Source organism: Candidatus Brachybacter algidus (genome assembly GCF_016707225.1).
GTDB lineage: Bacteria > Bacteroidota > Bacteroidia > Chitinophagales > Saprospiraceae > Parvibacillus > Parvibacillus algidus.
In genome coordinates, this window is the sequence record NZ_JADJID010000001.1 from 583401 (window position 1) to 602086 (window position 18686).

The following is an 18686-nucleotide window of genomic DNA, read 5'->3' on the forward strand; positions in this document are numbered from 1 at the left end:
GTTTTGCATTCAAGTTCAATTGAAAAATTGAACTTGAATCTAGCACTGAACTCTGGTGAGGCCTTATACTCGATTGTACATCGTTTATTCCGTTTCAAATTTTTCCTAATTATTTGATAACGCTGGTTGTTGCATACTTATACAATGAATTCCGCCACCTCCCAAATTCACAGCTAGGGCATCAATCATAATTACTTTTCGGTTGGGGAAAACAGATTGTAAAATTTGGGCAGCCTTTTCATCTTTTGATTTTAACTCTAGGGGCATTCCTTCTCTCCAACACCTCTGACCAATAATTACTTTGTTGGTAATGATAAAGTTGAGATAGCTTAACGCAGCCATAACTTTTACACTTTCCCCATCAGGGAACTTAATTCCATTTCCATAATCAAGCGTTTTAATGTATTCATATACATAATCTCCAGGATTCAATGTATTGTAAATCGTTCCGGGTAGTGGCATTCTAATGATAGTAAATGGTTGACCATCATGGTCAGTTGCTTTGGATAATATTTCATAATTTTCCTCAATTCGTTTGTTGTTTTCAAAAGCGATTGGGTCATCCAATTCCTTGCTATCTATTTGTGCCAAAAGGATTGTGGAATCATTTACAAAACGAACAAATTCATCTACGTGACCATTTGTAGTAACAACCGTATAAGCTTTTGTTCCATCTGCTGTTGTAATAGGGCCGAGGAAGGTGTGGTCATCTTCAACCAAGCCTTGTTTTAACCAGATTACTTTCTTTGTTCCTAGCAACCGTTTGTATTCGGCTTCCATTTGCAATTTGCTCATATTGGGATTTCTGCCTTTTTCGACAGCTTCTGAAGTTATCAAAGTACCTTTTCCATTGACCTCTCTATTTCCACCTTCACTAATCATTGAACTCGAAATTACGGGCAATTTAAAATGTTTTGCAACCCGAACATCATACATTTCTTCCGTTTTGGTGTCAACATCCAAAGTGTCCGCATATCCCCAAGAATTAAAATTAAAGTCTGCAATAGCAAATGTCTTTTGATTGGTTTCTACAAATATGGGTCCCATATCTCTTGTCCAGATTTCAAAAGAAGGTATTTCCAAAAGCTTCAGTCGTTTCTGTTCTCCAAAACGGTTTTTTAAAGTTTCACTAGCTTTGTTAAGAAGTTCTTTGTTTTTGCAGGTTACTACGATGTCTATATCGTCAATTAAAGCTTCTATAATCGAAAGGGTGACTTTTTCAACAGATTCACTTTCTTTATGATTGGTAGCTGGCCATATCAACCAAATTGCTTCTTGAGTTTCAAACTCGGCTGGTTGATTTATAACCACTAAATCTCTATTTTTCTTTGGCGAAGCACAAGAAATTATTAATAAAAATATAAAACTGGTTAAAATTGATTTCATAATGTGTGTTTTAATGATGTACAACGTTTATGTATATGAGCTGTGGTGTGTCTTAGCACGAACCTCTCCAAATAAAAACTGGTTTTGGGAAATCTATAGATTTTCCAAATGTGCAGAGACCAAGCCATAGTTTATTCACGGTGTGTGTGCCACGAATGGCAAACTCCTCTGTAAAAGTAGCTAAATTCAGAGAGAGAAAGGATGTCCGAAAGGACATTTATTAACTAGGGAGTTAAAGTCTCCTGTATGCGGGGTAAGGACCCGAAGCACTAGCAAGGCCCAAGGGTGTGAGCCGTGAGGTTCGATCTGAAGTAAGGGGGGCTGGCGCATAGCGCAAAGCCCCATACTCGGCACTGCTGTGACCGTAAATCGGTGTACATCTCCAATCTTCAATACTATCAACAAATTCTGTCAAGTTAATGAAGGCCCTGTATGTCCCCGAGACAAAAAAGATTTGGGAAATCTATTTTTCGAAGGGGAGGAGCGCAGCTCGCGCACGCAGGGTGGTGTGAGCCGCGCAGACATCGGAGTACCCCCGTGAGTCCGTCTACTCGATTATAAGATGGCCCGAAGCTAATGCTCACATTTTTTTACGAAATGCAAATTTCTATTTTGAGTTAATATCGAATATGGCTTCGTAAATCGTCGTGTCCAAATCCGTAAAAAATATTCTCCTATTATCTTTCTCTTGTAGCTCGAATTGTCCATTCACCGTAAATTTGACTTCTGTAAATTTGTATCCGGTAACTAATGAAAAAACTACAGTGTATAGACTGTCTTTAACTGCTGGTTTTAATTCCATATCATAATCCCAACTCAAAGGTTTGTCCTCTCCTCGAATTCCAACAGTTTGAACACTATCTAATGATCCAACATCTAATTTTACGATAATTGTCTTCTGACTTGATTTTTGAACGCAACTTGACAGTGCCAAAATGATTGACGTCAAAATAGCAAATGATAAGTTGACCAATCGATTATCTCTCATCTGTCAAATTTTTTAAATAATAAGTAATCGAGTCCAAAACGACCAGACCCGATTGTCAAACTGTAGATACTAACCCATAAAAAACCAAGAGCAGGCAGCGTATTCCACATTCCTTGTTGAATTTGCTGCAAAAAAATTGCACCCATCATAGTCGTAAGAATCAATAGTGCTGAGATTCGAGTTTGAAATCCAAGCATAAAAAGAAATCCGCCAACTGCCTCACTGAAACCTGCCATCCAAGCAAAAAACACAGGGAATTTGGCAAAAATTCCACCATAATTAGAGACGTCTTCCGGAAACCAGAATACAATTTCGAACAAACCTAAATTTCTATCTGCTGGAGACCAAGGTAAACCAAATTTGTCCGCCCCAAAACTTGATGTTAAAAGATAACCGCAAACAACACGTGGTATGGCAAGCAAAAGATCTTGCCACCAAAAAGGAAGTAAAACAGGTTTTGTAATTCTGCGCATTAATAATTCTTATCTTCTTTTGTTTATGAGAACTTAATTTCTGAAAAGGTAACCAGAAATCTACAATTAACCTAAAAAGATTCAATGGTACCGGAATTAGGGCTTTCTTGTAACGGTTAGTTTAACAGCTGTAGCGGAATAAAATGCACCCATTTTTCGGCAAGTAATATACTTAAATAAAAGCAAAAACGGTTCGAGTTTGCACCCAAACCGCTATTGCTTTTATAAATTATTAGCTTTTGTTATTTATCAATTTGATGTTCCCAATAAGCACCACTTATGTCTGTAATTTTAAGCGTATACGTGCCTTTGGGCAAGCCTAATAAAACTTCATTATCTAAGTTTAGCGTTGCTTTTGCACCTAATGGCACTATTAAACTATGCTTTCCCGGTTTAATTTTGGCAACATAATAGTTTGAGATACTATTGTTGTTCAAGGCTGCTAAATCTTCCTGAGTATATTTTAGAATGTTGCTTTTGTTGTTGTCAAACAATTCAATGCTAATAACCCAAGAGCCATAAACATCAACACCTTCCGTCCTGAAAACATCAAAGCTCAATCTATTCTCAGTGATTTTTCCATCTGTAATTTCCAGTTTTGGCTTTACGGATTTATTATGAAGTGTTCCCCAAACACCACCATGAAATATTTGGTTTGTCATTAAGGTCATTCCTAAAATAAATAGAGAACCTATTAAAACAACTCTTGGAAAAACACTTTCTTTTATCGGCAATATTCCTGAACCCAACCAGGCAAACCATTTCTTTTTGGTGATTGTAAAATTATTTTTCATTAAATAATTGTCTAAAGAGTATTTTCCACTTCCCGTCAGAAATAAGACAAAGCCTGTAGCGATTCCTAGAATTCCTATTTGCCATTCGTCAAGACAAGTTGTGCCAATCCAACCGGAACCTAAAAGGATTCCCATTGCTAATCCAAAAACACCTATGCTCATTATTCGAGTAAACAAACCGAACATAATAGCCAAGCCAACAATTCCTTCAACAATCGTGAAAATCACCATATTAATCCAAAGTGCATCTGGATTTTCTACCAAGTATTTAATGATTGGTTTTATTCCCAAGGCGTTGGGTAAAAAGGCATTAAATTTTTCGCCTATATAACCCGCTGTTTCCGGATCAAGTTTATTTTCTAACGCTACTCTTCTCCAAAAGGCTGAGAAATAGGTCCAGCCTATCGGTTTGGGGCTTTGCGTTCGGGCGGGTTTCTGGGGGCAAAGTTTCAGTTTATAACTAATATTCATAGAAGCACAATGATCCAAGTATGCACATCAACCCGCCTGACGCAAAACCCATGTTAGTGGGTGCCTCGTCCTATCAAAGAGCCAATTTTTTGTTATTAATTTCTACATTGAAATTTACCTTTGCACCTAAAGCTTCAAAGACTTTCAAAATAGTTTCAAACCTTGCATTTTTTACGCTATTTTCAATCTTAGATATTTGTGCTTTTTGAACACCTACAAGTTCACCTAATTGTTCTTGTGTCAGATTTTGTTCTTGCCTTGCTTGTTTTATGGCTTGCCCTAACAAGTCAATACGTAATTCGTTCTCAAAAGCCTCACGTCTTTCTGAGCCTCGAATTCCAATATGCTTGTCTATCATAGTGTCAAGCGTAACGGTTCTGAATTTATTTTCCATGACTATAATATTTTGTCTTGTTGTCTAAATATTGTTTTCTGATATATTCGGCATTTTTAATTTCTTTTGATGGAGTTTTCTGTGTCTTTTTCATTATTCCATGTGTTGCTACAACTAATGTTTCTTTATTATCCGATCTATCCCAGAAAGAAAATAACCTATATGCTTTGCCTTCATAAGAAGTTCTGAATTCCCAAATAAGCTTGTTGAGTTTTTTGAAAAGTTCGTTGTCATTAACAAGTTGAGATTTTTTGATATTATAGTAAATTTTTTCTCTTGTTTTGTAGTCAAGATTCTCCAAAAATTCAACAGCATCAGGTAATAACACAACGTCAAATTTTGGCTTCATTCCAAATATTTTTTCAAAAGTATATATTTCCTCATTGGGAAACAAGTATTTTAAATAAAATGTTGTAGAAGTTGTGAATAGAGGTTGCCACTAACGTTTCGCGGCTTTGCGAAGGTGGCGATTTTCACCACTAAACTTCAATCGAAGCACTAAATTTTGATTAACCACTTCACTGTCATACGAAGCACTGCACCGCCACTTTTGCAAAACCGCTGTTGTGTGCTGGCGTTCTGTCGTCCGTCCTTGTAAACCATTGTCGCTGTTGAGTTTCCGTGTCTTTGTCGTGTTGGTCTGCGTGTCGGGTGTTTTAATTTTTTTTGAAGGGCAGGAAAAAATATTTTGAATTTTCTCTTGCGTTGGGGCAGGCATACTCTTTGGCAAGCTTTGGTCTGTGCGTTGGCTTGTGCGGCTTGCCAATGTGTATGACTGCTGTGCGTTGGCTGTATGTGTTTGTTGTCCTGTCATTACGCTGCTTTCTGTTTGTAAAGATGTTCTTGAAATTCTATAAACAGTCTGCTGATGTTTGCCACGTCTCCCAAAATTTCTTTTGCATCTTCCAATGATTGATACTTGTTCGTCAGCAAGATTGGTAGTTTCTCTTGGTCGAGTTCGTCAACTCCTGTTTCAATGTATTTACTTAGAACAAAAGTGATAAACTCTTTTTGCTTGTCGTTGAGTAAAGCAAAAATTGTCGCTTCTGCTGCTTTGGCTCTGGCTTCTCTTGTCATTGCTATATAGTCGCCATTAAAAACGTATTCCAACACATCATACAGGTCACTGTTTTCCATATCTACTAACTTTTGTAAAGTCAATAAATCGTCTTTTGGAAAACCTGCTGCATTTAAATTCTCTAACAATGTTTTTCGGGTAATTGGATTACTCCAAAGTTTCCGCAATTCTTCTTCGTCTTTGAAAAGTTTAGGTAACTCACCAAACAAGCTGCTCAAAAATTCTTCTGCTGAAATGGGGTTACCATCAGCACTCCAAAACGAAGTAGAAACCATGTGTTTGATTTCTCTTTCTTTTCCGTTTCGCAGTTTGATTTTGATTTTCTGTTTGCGTTCGGTTTCTGTTGTCTCTTTGGGTTCTCTTGGTTTGTATTCTCCTTTTGGTTCTTTTACTCCGCTTGGTTCTTCTTCTAAAGGTTCTCCGTCCCATTCGGGGTCTGAAAAATGTTTGTAAGCATCTACAAAGTCGTAAATGGTAAAAAACTCTTTACCGTCAAACAAACGTGTGCCACGACCTACTATTTGTTTAAATTCAATCATTGAATTGACAGGTCGCATCAAAACTATGTTGCGAATATTTCTTGCATCAACTCCTGTGGAGAGTTTTTGCGAAGTAGTCAGAATGGTTGGAATTGTTTTTTCGTTGTCCTGAAATTCTCTCAACAGTCTTTCGCCTTCTTCTCCGTCATTGGCTGTAACACGAACACAATAAAAAGGGTCTTTGCTTTTGGCATTTTGATTTATCAAATCTCTTATCAAAGCTGCGTGTGCTTGATTAGCACAGAAAATAATTGCCTTTTCGTTTTGGTTGGCTTCATCTAAAAAAATATTTACTCGCTTTGCTTCTCGTTCTACAATTTCAATCGTGCGGTTAAAGTCTTTTTCTTCATACAATTTGCCTTCTTCAATTTCTCCTTCCACAATGGTATCGTCCGAGGTGTAGCGGTAATCGTCCAAAGTGGTTTTGATACGTTTTACTTTGAAAGGCGTTAAGAAACCATCATTGATACCTTCTTTCAGCGAATAGATGTAAACAGGTTCGCCAAAATATTTGTAAGTATCTATATTGTCTTTTCGTTTAGGTGTAGCTGTTAAACCCAACTGAACGGCTGGAGCAAAATATTCTAAAATACCCCGCCAATTGCTTTCGTCATTTGCTCCGCCACGGTGGCATTCGTCAATGATGATGAAATCAAAATAGTCGACTGGATATTCGCCAAAGTAAGGGGCTGGTTTTCCTTCTGCGTCCGTGCCACTCATAAAAGTTTGAAAAATGGTAAAAAATATACTGCCATTGGTCGGCACTTTTCCGCTTTTCTTTATCTCATTGGGTTTTATCCGCACCAAAGCATCTTCGGGAAATGCCGAAAATGAATTGTAGGCTTGGTCGGCTAATATGTTTCTATCTGCTAAAAATAAAATTCGTGGTCTGCGGCTGCCATCACGTTTTAAGTTCCAACGGGTTTGAAACAGTTTCCATGCAATTTGAAAAGCAATAAATGTTTTTCCTGTGCCTGTAGCTAATGTCAACAAAATGCGATTAGATTTATTTGCAACCGCTTCTAAAGTATTGTTTACTGCTATTTCCTGATAATATCTTGCTCCTTTTGTTCCGCCAATATCTTCAAACGGAATGGCGGAAAATTTTTCTCTCCAATCGTTTTGATCCGCAAAAGTTTTACTCCAAAGTTGTTCGGGACTTAGAAAATCCGTTACCAAACCTTCTTCGCCTGTTTTCATACAGATGCTATAAATCTCTTTTCCGTTGGTACTGTAAGTGGTTTCTAATTGTAGTTTCTTCGCATATTGTTTGGCTTGCCTTACGCCTTCACCCACTTCTAACTCATCACTTTTGGCTTCAACAACTGCCAATTTAATGCCTTTGTAAACTAATACATAATCCGCTTTTTCTTTTTTGCCACGCCCACCTCCTGTTTGTATTTTACCATCGGTAATATAGTGCTCACGTAAAACCTTAGAGCCTTCTACAACGCCCCAACCACAAGCTTTTAACTTGGGGTCTATGAGTTCTGCTCTTGTTTCTGATTCGTTCATAATTTTACTTTTATCAAATAACCATCAAATAAAAAACAATTGATAATCAGTTGTTTAGTTTTCTTATTAACAGCGGATATCAAATAACCATCAAATAAGATTTTAAGCCCAAAATGGTACATAACTTCTGTGTTTACGTGATTTATTTTCAGGGTCATCTTCTTTTATCATTCCTGCTTCAAAAGTGTCTTTAATAATTCGGGATGCGATTGCGGCATTTTGGTCTTCAATTTGAAATCGTTCTCTTAAACTTTGATTGGACATTTTTTCATTAGACACCCATTTTAAACAGGCGTGCTGATAACAGGCTCGTATTTTTTCTTTTTTATCTAAATCATTCAATTTTTTGTAACCGTATAAAGTAACTCTTGTACGATTTTCATCTGTAATCACATTAATAGGAGGAAGTTGATACAACTCGTTGTAAAAAATCACTTTATCTAACCCACTGCCTTTTTCTTCACAAAATCCCATTCTTCTCATTAAATCAGCCAATTTTTCGTTTCTTGAAATGTATGAATCAATAAATCGGTCGGGAGTAATTAAAGGATTTCCTGGATTGGATATTTCTATTCTATCACTAAAGATTTCAACCATTGGAAACCCTTTAATGGATAAATCCTGATGAATTAATGCATTTGCTACTAATTCTCTAATTGCTATTTCTGGATACATACGGGATTCTTTTCGTAAAACCTTACCTATTTCTTCATTAGCAGGAAGTTGACTATTTATCCAATCCACTAAACCGAAAAAACCAAGTGAATAACCTTTTGAACCCATTTGCTCTCTTATTGTTTCAACCTTATTTTTACCCTTATAAACAATAACTCTTACAGACTTACGCTGAACTGATTCAAATTCGGGAAGGCTCTTAGCAAATAAAATGGCACCTAGATTAGTTATGGCGTAACTTTGAGATTTTACAACCAGATTATCATCTATAAATTTTTCAATTACTCCATTTTGGTTGGATGGATAAGGCAGTTTCATCAAATCAAAATAAGTTTCTGTACTCAATAATCGAATTACATCAGAAGCAGAAAGGTTATCTTTAGCTATTTCAAGTTCGTAAGGTTTACCTGATTTACGCCAAATTTTGCGTTCTTTATCTGGAAAGTCCGACAATTTTCTGGTGATACTGCCAATACGAATATAAGCCTGATGAAAGAAATCTACAGGCTTGTTTTGAGCACAGGGTATAACAAAAACAGATAAGTTTCGTGTATCGTCATAAGCAAATTCATAAATTCTAAAGTCAATTCGAGGGTCTAATCGTTGAGCCAACCAATGTTCTAGTTCTTCATTACCCTTTTTATGATGTTTTGGTTTAAATGCGGTGCCCTTGATAATATGAGTTTCATCTTCTACTCCAAAAAACAAATAACCATAATCCTGATTATGAATAGCTGCTCCGTTTGCCAAAGCAGAAATGCGTTCGCCAATTTCCTGTTCCGAATGAAAATTCAATTTGAACTCCACCCATTCACTTTCCTTTGGTTGTTTCACCAAATTGTTTAGCAATTCTATGAGTTGTTGTTCTTTCATACTGCAACCGCTTTTTCAGTTTTCAATTCTCCTGCAAATGCTTTTTGCAAGATGGATTTTTTCAGTTCTTCCAAATCATCAAGTTTTTTTTGATACACCGCTTCCAACTTTTGTGTTTCGGCTCGCAGGGCATCTAATTGTCGGACGATGGTTTGTTGTTCTTTGAGAGTTGGGAAAGGAATTGGAAAACTTCTTAATGCTGTCAAACCAACAAATTCCTGTGCTCCACCATTTGACATATACAAAACATATTTCATTGCCAATGATGATTTCAGAAAGTAAAGTAAGTAATTCATATTGATGCTATCACTTGATTTAATCAAGCCAACATTCTTTATACTGAAAACTCTTTTATCATCAACTATTGCAGCCATTCCCCTGTTTGCTCCAATCATTGAAATTAGTATATCACCATAAGCCACATTTGAACGCTTGTAAAACTTTTCGTGGTCTGTATCAGTGATGAATTTTGTATCATCAAATGAAAGACCATTTGGTTTGATATTCTTTTGAGTAATAAAAGGAATTCCTTCTTTAATGTATTTTGGACTGTCGTGTGTGCCGTCCTTTACTTCGGTAATTTCATTTAGTTTTTTCGTCTCCCAATTCCCATTCTCAAACACCCCCTGCAAATAACTTTCAAAAAGTTCTTTGGCGTTTTTGAGGTTTTGTTCGGCATTGGCTTTTGCCTTGGCTATGGCGGCAAAGGCTTCATCTAATATGGAAACGATGCGTTGTTGTTTGGGGAGAGATTTTGGGTAAGCAATCTTGATGTTTCTAAATGCAGGGACGTCAAGATTTCTTTGTGCCGTTCCCCTTGATAACGAATAAATATGGTCATTGAGGAAAAGTATTTGTAAGTTCAAAAAATCAGGAAGTAACTCTTTATCATTTTTTGGTCTTACTGTTAGTCCGCTATCGTTCAGAAAAAATTTACCTTCAACAAATCTTGTACATTGGGCTGACATTGCAAATCGACCAACGACCAAACAATCTTCACGGTTAAAAGTGTCCATAAAAAATGTAGCACCACCGCCACCATATACAGGATAAATTTTGCCACCATCTTTTTTTTGAACTACTCTTGTTCCGTATTCTACTTCACAAGCATCATCAAGTCTTTTTATTTCCCAATCGTGCTTCATATCAGTTCCAAAATTGAGTTAAGGATTTCGGCACTCTCTTCGTCTAATGCTTTCATTTCTTCCAAAATTTCTTGTGGTTGGCGTAGGGCAGCTTCTTCTTTTTTATTCGGGTTCTTTACGCTTAAATCAAAGGTGCTTTGGTCAATGTCTTTTACATTTACCGTCCAAGAGTTTTCGCTATCGGCAAAGTTTTTTTGCAGTGCTACAAATTCTGCCAAATCGTTTTCATTCAGCGGGTTTGTTTTGCCCAAATTACGGTCGAGGTTCAGCGAGTAAAACCAAACTTTTTGTGTGGCTTTGCCTTTTTCAAAAAACAACACTACGGTTTTTACTCCTGCACCTGTAAAAGTGCCGCCCGGCAAATCCAACACAGTATGCAGGTTGCAGTTTTCCAATAAGGTTTTGCGTATGGCAACGGTGGCATTGTCGGTATTGCTCAAAAAAGTGTTTTTAATAACCACACCTGCCTTGCCACCTGCTTTCAAAATTTTAATAAAGTGCTGCAAAAAGAGCGAAGCGGTTTCGCCTGTTTTAATCGGGAAGTTTTGTTGCACTTCGGCACGTTCCTTTCCACCAAAAGGAGGATTGGCAAGCACCACATCATAACGGTCTTTTTCTTGTATGTCGGCAAGGTTTTCGGCAAGTGTGTTGGTATGTATGATATTGGGAGCTTCCACACCGTGCAAAATCATATTCATAATGCCAATGATATACGCCAATGATTTTTTCTCCTTGCCGTAAAAGGTGTGTTTTTGCAGTATCTCAGCTTCTTTGGTAGAAAGTGATTTGCTGTTTCGTAAATAGTCTAACGCTTCGCAAAGGAAGCCCGCACTACCAACAGCACCGTCATAAATTTTGTCGCCAATTTTTGGGGCAACTACTTTTACAATGGTCGTAATGAGCGGTCGGGGAGTGTAATATTCGCCACCGTTTCGCCCTGCATTACCCATATTTTTGATTTTGTCTTCATACAGGTGGCTCATTTCGTGCTTCTCTGCGTGGGTGCGGAAACGCAACTCATCAATGCGGTTAATCACTTCACGCAAATTGTAGCCACTTTGTATGCGGTTTTTTAGTTCGCTGAAAATTTCGCCAATCTTGTATTCAATAGTGTCGGCACTCTCGGCACTTAGCTTAAACTTTTTGAGGTAAGGAAACAGTTTGTTGTTTACAAAGTCGGTGAGGTCGTCACCTGTCAGGGCTTTGTGGTGGTCGAGTTTTCCGTCTTTGCCTTTCGGCATTGCCCAAACTGTCCATTGGTAATCTTTGTCAATAATAGGCGTGTAAGTCTTTGCTGTAAGTTCGGCTGCTGTGGCTCGGTCTTTCTCTAAGTCGTCCAAGTATTTCAGGAACAAAATCCAAGAGGTTTGCTCTACATAGTCCAATTCACTGCCGCAACCTGCGTCTTTGTGAAGTATATCGTCAATATTTTTAAAAGTCTGCTCGAACATTATTTATCTCTGTTTTTATCAATTTGTAAAGTTATCATTCTTTTTGGTGCGTGGGCAAAAAATGGCTCTTTTGGTTTTGCTGAAGGGTCGGCTTGTGGGTGGGGCAAAACCAAATGTGCCATTTGTGCGGTGGCAATTCAAAATATTTTGTGCGGTGGTTTTTAGTACTCACATGTGTATAAATTTCCGTCGTCCTGCTACTACTATGTCCAAGTAATTCCTGTATGTACCTTAAATCAGTGCCTGCTTCTAAAAGGTGAGTGGCATAACTGTGGCGTAACCAATGTAGTGTCACTGGTTTTGTAATATTTGCCTTCTTTAGTGCTTGTTTTAAAACACTTTGCAAACTTTCCGCAGAGTATTGAATGCCTTTATGCTGCCCTTCAAACAACCATGTGGTCGGTTTATTAGAAATGTAGTATTGTCTCAATAGTTCTATCAGTTTTAACGAGATAGGTGCAATCCGATCCTTTTTTCCTTTCGATTGCCTGATTATCAATATTCCTCTTTTACTGTCTATGTCCTGTGGCTTTAAACTTATTAATTCGTTTCTCCTCAACCCACAAGCATATATTAAACTTAGCATTGCCACATGTTTGGTATTTCCATGAGCATTCAATATTGCTTTCACCTCCTCCTTACTCAATACATTGGGCAACGTCTTTTCGCTCTTAGGTCTGTGTAGCTTTTCTATCTCAAGATTTCTATTTTCAACGGTCCGATAAAAAAGCTTGATCGCATTGACCATCTGATTTTGATAAGAAGATGAAAGATTTTTCTTAAGGATATATTCATTGTTGAATAGGATGATATCGTCGTTGTTAATGCTTCCAATTTGCCTTTCATTAAAATATCTAAAAAAGACCCGCAATGCTTCCATATAGGTTTTGATCGTATTCGGACTATACCTCCTCGATAATAAAAATGATTCAAATGTTTTTAATGCAGTAATAATTTCCGGACTCGGTGTGTAAATAATTTCAACAGGAATTCTGAAACGAATTCTATTCTCTTCAGTATCCGGAACATGCCATAGCCTTAGTGAGCTGCTCCATCGAACGTCTTCAATTAATTTGACACGGTCAGTATATTCCTGTTTCTTTTCAAAAGTGATTGCTATACGGCGTTCTTTAAAGTGTTTGATTGGTTGAGCTGACCATTTCATAATTTTGGGTTTAGATTGCTAAATTAAATCTTTTTATTTAATTTATTGCAATTATTTGGGTTTGATATATTTTGAGTTTACATGACTTAACGTTTTAAATGTAACAAGGACAGGATTTCTTAGTAAGATTATACTGACCTGAAAATCAATTAACTATCATTGCTTTTCCAATATTTTTTAAATAAAAAAAGCCACCGGATATCACATCCAGTGGCTTTTATATTATTAGAAAGAATGATTTACATCATGCCGCCCATTCCACCGCCCATAGGAGCGTGTGAATGACCTTCGTCTTTCTCTTTCTTGTCATTGATGACACATTCCGTAGTCAAGACCATACCTGCGATAGAAGCTGCATTTTCAAGTGCTACCCTCGTTACTTTAGTAGGATCGATGACACCTGCTGCTTTAAGATCTTCGTACACATCTGTTCTGGCATTGTAACCAAAGCTTCCTGTGCCTTCCAATACTTTTTGTAGTACTACCGAACCTTCCATACCTGCATTTTCTACGATGGTACGAAGTGGAGCTTCCAAGGATTTACGAACGATCTGGATACCGATGTTCTCATCTTCATTCGCACCTTTCATATCTTTCATAGCCTCGATCGTGCGCACTAATGCAACACCACCACCAGCTACGATTCCTTCTTCCACTGCTGCTCTTGTAGCGTGTAATGCATCGTCAACTCTGTCTTTCTTCTCTTTCATTTCAACTTCAGTAGCTGCACCAACATATAGTACTGCAACACCTCCTGCCAATTTAGCAAGACGCTCCTGAAGTTTTTCTTTATCATAATCTGAAGTTGTTACTTCGATTTGCTGTTTGATAGAGTTGATACGCATTTTGATATCTTCAGCTGCACCTACACCACCTATAATAGTCGTGTTATCTTTATCAACTGTGATCTTCTCAGCAGATCCTAAGTGCTCAAGTTCTACATTTTCCAATTTGAAACCTTGCTCTTCAGAGATAACAGTTCCTCCTGTCAAAATGGCAATATCTTCCAACATTGCTTTTCTCCTGTCACCAAATCCCGGAGCTTTAACTGCAACAATCTTAAGACTTGCTCTCAATCTGTTTACCACTAAGATACCCAAAGCCTGGCTGTCGATATCTTCTGCGATGATCAACAAAGGACGTCCTGATTGCATAGATTTCTCAAGAATAGGAACGATGTCCTGCATGTTTGAGATCTTTTTATCATGGATCAGAATATAAGGACTCTCATATTCAGCGATCATCTTCTCTGCATTATTGATGAAGTATGGAGACAAATATCCTCTGTCAAATTGCATACCTTCCACCACATCTACATAAGTATCTGTTCCTTTAGCTTCCTCAACAGTGATCACACCGTCTTTAGTTACTTTTTTCATAGCATCAGCGATGAATTTACCGATCTCGTCATCATTATTTGCAGAGATGGCAGCAACTTGTTGAATCTTGTTGAAATCATCTCCGATCACTTCAGATTGATTCTGAAGATCTTTGATAATAACTTTCACTGCTTTTTCGATACCTCTTTTAAGGTCCATAGGGTTAGCACCTGCAGTTACGTTTTTCATACCTGCAGCTACCATGGCTTGAGCCAAAACGGTTGCAGTAGTAGTTCCATCACCTGCTACATCAGCAGTTTTAGAAGCAACTTCTTTAACCATTTGAGCACCCATATTTTGGATTGGGTTTTCAAGTTCTATTTCTTTAGCCACAGTTACACCATCTTTAGTGATCGTTGGTGCGCCATAACTTTTTTGAATAACAACATTACGTCCTTTTGGTCCAAGGGTTACTTTAACGGCATTGGCCAATGCATCTACACCCGCCTTCAATTCGTTGCGAGCTGCACTATCAAAGCTAATTTCTTTAGCCATTTTTTTTATTTTTTATTTTTGTAATTAAATAATTAATGTGGGTAAAATGAATGATTAAAGTACAACCAGAATGTCATCTTCTCTCATGATCAGGTAGTCGCTACCTTCATGGTTCAACTCCTGGCCTGCGTATTTTCCGTATAATACAATATCACCTACCTGAACGGTCATTAAGTTGCCTTCCTTGCCCGGTCCTACAGCGATGATCTCACCTCTTTGTGGTTTTTCTTTTGCAGTATCAGGGATAATGATTCCACCTTTGGTTTTTTCTTCTGCCGGCGCTGGTTTCACAACAACTCTGTCGTTTATTGGCTTCATGTTTATGATTATTTTTATATGTTTATTAATAAAATATTTTCGCTTTACCTTAAGCACAATGTGTGCCAAGGTTTTTTTTATGACAAATTAACAGGGTTTGAGCACTTTGATTGACATGGTGGCAGTTGTAGCCAGAAGTCAGAAGTTAGAAGTCTGAAGTCAGAAGTTAGAAGTCAGTTCACCTTGTAATTCTTTGCTTTCAAAATCAAAAAAGATAAATTGAAAAAATGGAACGCAGATGACGCAGATTTTGCTGGTATTCATGATCAATTATTATAGATATTGTCGATGCGCGAATTTCCCCCTTTAGAGCAGGGTCATTCACTTCTATTTTGTCGTTATGTGTATAGTGCTAATTATCAATACTTTCAAAAAGAGAAGAAAAAAAGTCGAAACTTCCACTCTGGCAGATGCTTGCCCGCGTGAATAGGCGGGGGTGGCGGCAGCCGAGGTGTTGATTGGCGTCATAATATCATGTTTATAATAAAAATTTAAGCAACAATTATTTAATTTATCAGCGAGTTACATTTTAAAGTCTTAGAGAAATGAATGACCCTGGGTGGGTAGGGGGAGGGGTCTATGACAAGAAATTTGTAATTACGTGATTTACAGCTTATTAGATTTAGTTATATAAGAGGAATTAATTCACACATGGAGTTCTTTGCTTCCAAATTCAAAAAGATGACATTAAGGGTGAAGTCAGATTAAATTAGAGCTTGCCTGCCGTAAGAATGAAGGCAGGGAGCGATAATATGCTTGTGCTATCCTAAGTGAAGTCATTGTTATTTGTTTTAAATGTTTGATTTACAATACATAAAACTTAGAAAAATAAGAGATAGCTTGTTGGTAAAAGTTCATTTGTAAATGCAGGCTGAAAAGTTTATCCTTAATTCGAAAATTTCCTTTTATAAGTGGTCAAAAAAAAATTATGAATTTCTAAACTCTGTTTCGACTACTCTTTAAAATCAAGCATCGCCTTTGGTTTAATAAATGTCATTACCCGAGATATAAAATATGTGATTTGACATAAATGTTGGCCTGAAACATTAAAAACCATTTTATTGTTATCTTGTAAGCTTTATTTCATTTACCATTCGTTATTAAAGTAAATTTATATTTCAATACTGCTTATGCGTTCACAAATAGCCTGCCTATTCTTATTCTTTTTGGTACTGAGCAGTTGCAATAAGACGCTTAAGGTTAAAACAGGTGAAGATGCTTATGATGTGGGACAATATTCCCTCGCGGCAGAATTACTTGAAAGTGAATGGAATAATTCCAGACAAAATGAAGTCAAATCTGACAAAGCTTTTCTCTTGGGCCAAAGTTATGATAAGATGAATGAGCCGGAAAAAGCACTTTCCTGGTACAAGCAAAGTACTCAGGATTCTGAATCTCCATCAAAACTAATATACCTGGCTTATGCACTGAAGAATACAGGTAGGTATGCCGAAGCAATTACGGTCTTTCAACAGCTGGGTAAACAATTGAATGATGTCAACAGGTTCAGAAATGAACTCGTAACATTAAATAATGTAAATCAGTGGCAATCAGATAGAGAGAATAACCCATATAAGATTAAATCGAGCCCTTTCAATAGTGAGGCTGCAGATTATAGTCCTGTCATTAGTCCCGGTGGGCAAATAGTCTTTACTTCAGATCGGCCCCAAGAGACTATAACTGCTAAATATAAGTGGACGGGAAGGGATTTTTCAGATATTTATGTAGCTGATTCAATGGGCTCCTCTGCAACACTACTCAAAGGACTTGTCAATACAGAATCCAATGAAGGTTCTCTTATTTTTTCTGCTTCAGGACAAGAGATTGTCTTTTGCAGATGCTTCGATAGAGTGGGGGGGGACCAAAATTGTAAATTAATGTTTTCCAAAAATATTGATGGGAATTGGACAGATCCCCAGGTTTTACCTTTCGTGGCTGATAGTATCAATTACCTTGGACCGGCGTTTGGACTGGACAGTAATATATTGTTTTTCTCTTTGGAGGATCCAAAATTTAATACCGGCTTTGATGTATACTATTCCCAGCGAAAAGAAGGCGTCTGGGGTGATGCAGAGCGACTTCCTCCAATAATTAATTCTGAATATAATGAAAAATATATCAGTTTTGACAGAGACACAATGTATTTTTCTTCTGACCAACCAAGCGGGATGGGTGGTTTGGATATTTATAAAACTTATGTGGCGAGAGGCCAATGGACCCCTCCGCAGAATCTGAAGTCTCCAATGAATTCGTCATATGATGATTTCGGTATATATGTAGATCAAAATTTTAAGGCAACTGAGCGCACTGCACAAAAAGGTTTTTTTAGTTCGAATCGAAAAGGGGGAAGAGGCCAGGATGATATTTACAGTTTTGTGAAAACATTAGAGATCCCTGTTGTACAAAAAATTGATACACCTGCCTTATTAGATAAAGGTATGTTGGTTAAATTGAACGTCTACACAAAGGGTTTTGAAATAGTGAATGGTAAATTCTCCAAAACTACAAAATCTTTAGACGGTGCAAAAGTGTCCATAAGGTCAGCAGGTCGTGATAGTTCAATGATAGCTGATAAATACGGTAAAGCTACTACCATCATTGCTGTAAATGATGCGATGAACATTACTGCTGCAAGTGAAGGATATCTAACTACTTCTAAGCGTATTAAGAAGGATATTATCAAAATTGACAGTACCAAGAGCATTCAGGAATTTAACATTATCATTAATTTGTATCCAATATTATATGATCAGGAGATCGTGATCAGGGACATCTATTATGATACTGATAAATATGATATAAGAAAAGATGCTGAAGGGTCACTGGATGAGTTACTTTCCATCATGGAATTGAATCCTTCCTTCAAAATCAAAATCAACTCCCATACGGATTGTCGTGCCAGCAACGCTTACAATCTTAAATTATCTGACAATCGAGCGAAATCTGTTGTCAATTATCTCACTTCCAAAGGAATATCAAAATCTAGACTTACATCACAGGGCTATGGGGAGTCTAGACCGTTGGCCATTTGTGCTTGTGAAAAATGTACGGATGAAGAATTACAATTGAACAGGAGGACAACGTTTCAGTTAGTGAAATAGTGGTCAGTAGTCAGAAGTCAGAAGTCAGTAATCCGTGGAAACATAAAGTAAACTTAAAAGGGATTGCAGAAGGCGTTAATATTTATGATCAATTTTGATATAATATGTCGCTAGCACAATATCCCCCTCATCTGAGCAGGGTCATTCTGTTCTATTTAATCGTTATGTGTATAATGATGAATATCAACACTTTCAAAATGAGAAGAAAAAAAGTCGCAACTTCCCTTCTGGCAGAGCTAGGGTTTATACACCGCTTTTTAATTTATATCAAAGTGAAACTTTGGTGACACCCCGACGTAGGTTAACTTCCGCCGAACCTTCACGATCATAGTTTTAACTTTAAATTATTATCCATCATTCACTATGAAACGCTGAGCGTAGGTTAACCTACGTTCTGGTGTCCGCAAAATTCATTTTGCTTATAATGAACTTAAAATCAATAAATT

The 18686-nt window shown here is 37.3% G+C and carries 15 protein-coding genes; 1 reads left to right on the top strand and 14 read right to left on the bottom strand.

The genetic code is table 11. The annotated features are described in order from the left end of the window. Window positions 1–105: 105 nt before the first annotated feature. The 14 genes from IPI15_RS02340 to IPI15_RS02405 form a co-directional block, all read right to left on the bottom strand. Window positions 106–1386: an agmatine deiminase family protein gene (locus tag IPI15_RS02340; protein WP_287403027.1), complete on the bottom strand. Its 1281-nt coding sequence runs from the start codon at window positions 1384–1386 to the stop codon at window positions 106–108. 607 nt (window positions 1387–1993) lie between these two features. After that, a complete protein-coding gene (locus tag IPI15_RS02345; protein ID WP_287403029.1) occupies window positions 1994–2374 on the bottom strand; it encodes a hypothetical protein in 381 nt (126 codons plus the stop codon). Continuing rightward, complete coding sequence (locus IPI15_RS02350; protein WP_287403031.1) at window positions 2371–2847, bottom strand: DoxX family protein; 477 nt, start codon at window positions 2845–2847, stop codon at window positions 2371–2373. The genes IPI15_RS02345 and IPI15_RS02350 overlap by 4 nt, the downstream gene beginning before the upstream one ends. Before the next feature lie 242 nt (window positions 2848–3089). Next, entirely contained in the window at window positions 3090–4112 is a 1023-nt protein-coding gene (locus IPI15_RS02355) for a TQO small subunit DoxA domain-containing protein (protein WP_287403032.1), read from the bottom strand. A gap of 73 nt (window positions 4113–4185) precedes the next feature. Then, complete coding sequence (locus IPI15_RS02360; protein WP_287403034.1) at window positions 4186–4506, bottom strand: helix-turn-helix domain-containing protein; 321 nt, start codon at window positions 4504–4506, stop codon at window positions 4186–4188. Further along, window positions 4496–4855 (bottom strand): type II toxin-antitoxin system RelE/ParE family toxin, encoded by a 360-nt coding sequence (locus IPI15_RS02365; RefSeq protein WP_287403035.1) that lies wholly within the window; start codon window positions 4853–4855, stop codon window positions 4496–4498. Before IPI15_RS02365 ends, IPI15_RS02360 begins: the two co-directional genes overlap by 11 nt. A gap of 90 nt (window positions 4856–4945) precedes the next feature. Continuing rightward, the gene (locus IPI15_RS02370; RefSeq protein WP_287419069.1) at window positions 4946–5320 is read right to left on the bottom strand and encodes a hypothetical protein; all 375 of its coding nucleotides are present in this window, start codon (window positions 5318–5320) and stop codon (window positions 4946–4948) included. Continuing rightward, window positions 5320–7638, bottom strand: coding sequence for an EcoAI/FtnUII family type I restriction enzme subunit R (gene hsdR / locus IPI15_RS02375; protein ID WP_287403037.1), 2319 nt, complete (start codon window positions 7636–7638; stop codon window positions 5320–5322). Before hsdR ends, IPI15_RS02370 begins: the two co-directional genes overlap by 1 nt. 102 nt (window positions 7639–7740) lie before the next feature. Further along, window positions 7741–9186 carry an ATP-binding protein gene (locus IPI15_RS02380; protein ID WP_287403038.1) on the bottom strand — a complete coding sequence of 482 codons (1446 nt, stop codon included), beginning with the start codon at window positions 9184–9186 and terminating at the stop codon, window positions 7741–7743. Continuing rightward, window positions 9183–10331: a restriction endonuclease subunit S gene (locus IPI15_RS02385; RefSeq protein ID WP_287419071.1), complete on the bottom strand. Its 1149-nt coding sequence runs from the start codon at window positions 10329–10331 to the stop codon at window positions 9183–9185. The genes IPI15_RS02380 and IPI15_RS02385 overlap by 4 nt, the downstream gene beginning before the upstream one ends. Continuing rightward, window positions 10328–11782, bottom strand: a complete 1455-nt coding sequence (locus IPI15_RS02390) for a class I SAM-dependent DNA methyltransferase (RefSeq protein WP_287403041.1) — start codon at window positions 11780–11782, stop codon at window positions 10328–10330. Before IPI15_RS02390 ends, IPI15_RS02385 begins: the two co-directional genes overlap by 4 nt. A 34-nt stretch (window positions 11783–11816) precedes the next feature. Then, window positions 11817–12947, bottom strand: coding sequence for a site-specific tyrosine recombinase/integron integrase (gene xerA, locus IPI15_RS02395; RefSeq protein ID WP_287419073.1), 1131 nt, complete (start codon window positions 12945–12947; stop codon window positions 11817–11819). Between the two features lie 239 nt (window positions 12948–13186). After that, complete coding sequence (gene groL / locus IPI15_RS02400) at window positions 13187–14821, bottom strand: chaperonin GroEL (RefSeq protein ID WP_287400489.1); 1635 nt, start codon at window positions 14819–14821, stop codon at window positions 13187–13189. Window positions 14822–14875: 54 nt separating this feature from the next. Further along, window positions 14876–15139 (bottom strand): co-chaperone GroES, encoded by a 264-nt coding sequence (locus tag IPI15_RS02405; protein ID WP_353738724.1) that lies wholly within the window; start codon window positions 15137–15139, stop codon window positions 14876–14878. Between the two features lie 1130 nt (window positions 15140–16269). Between IPI15_RS02405 and IPI15_RS02410 the strand changes: the two genes are divergently transcribed. Further along, window positions 16270–18240 (top strand): OmpA family protein, encoded by a 1971-nt coding sequence (locus IPI15_RS02410; protein ID WP_287419074.1) that lies wholly within the window; start codon window positions 16270–16272, stop codon window positions 18238–18240. Window positions 18241–18686 lie beyond the last annotated feature (446 nt).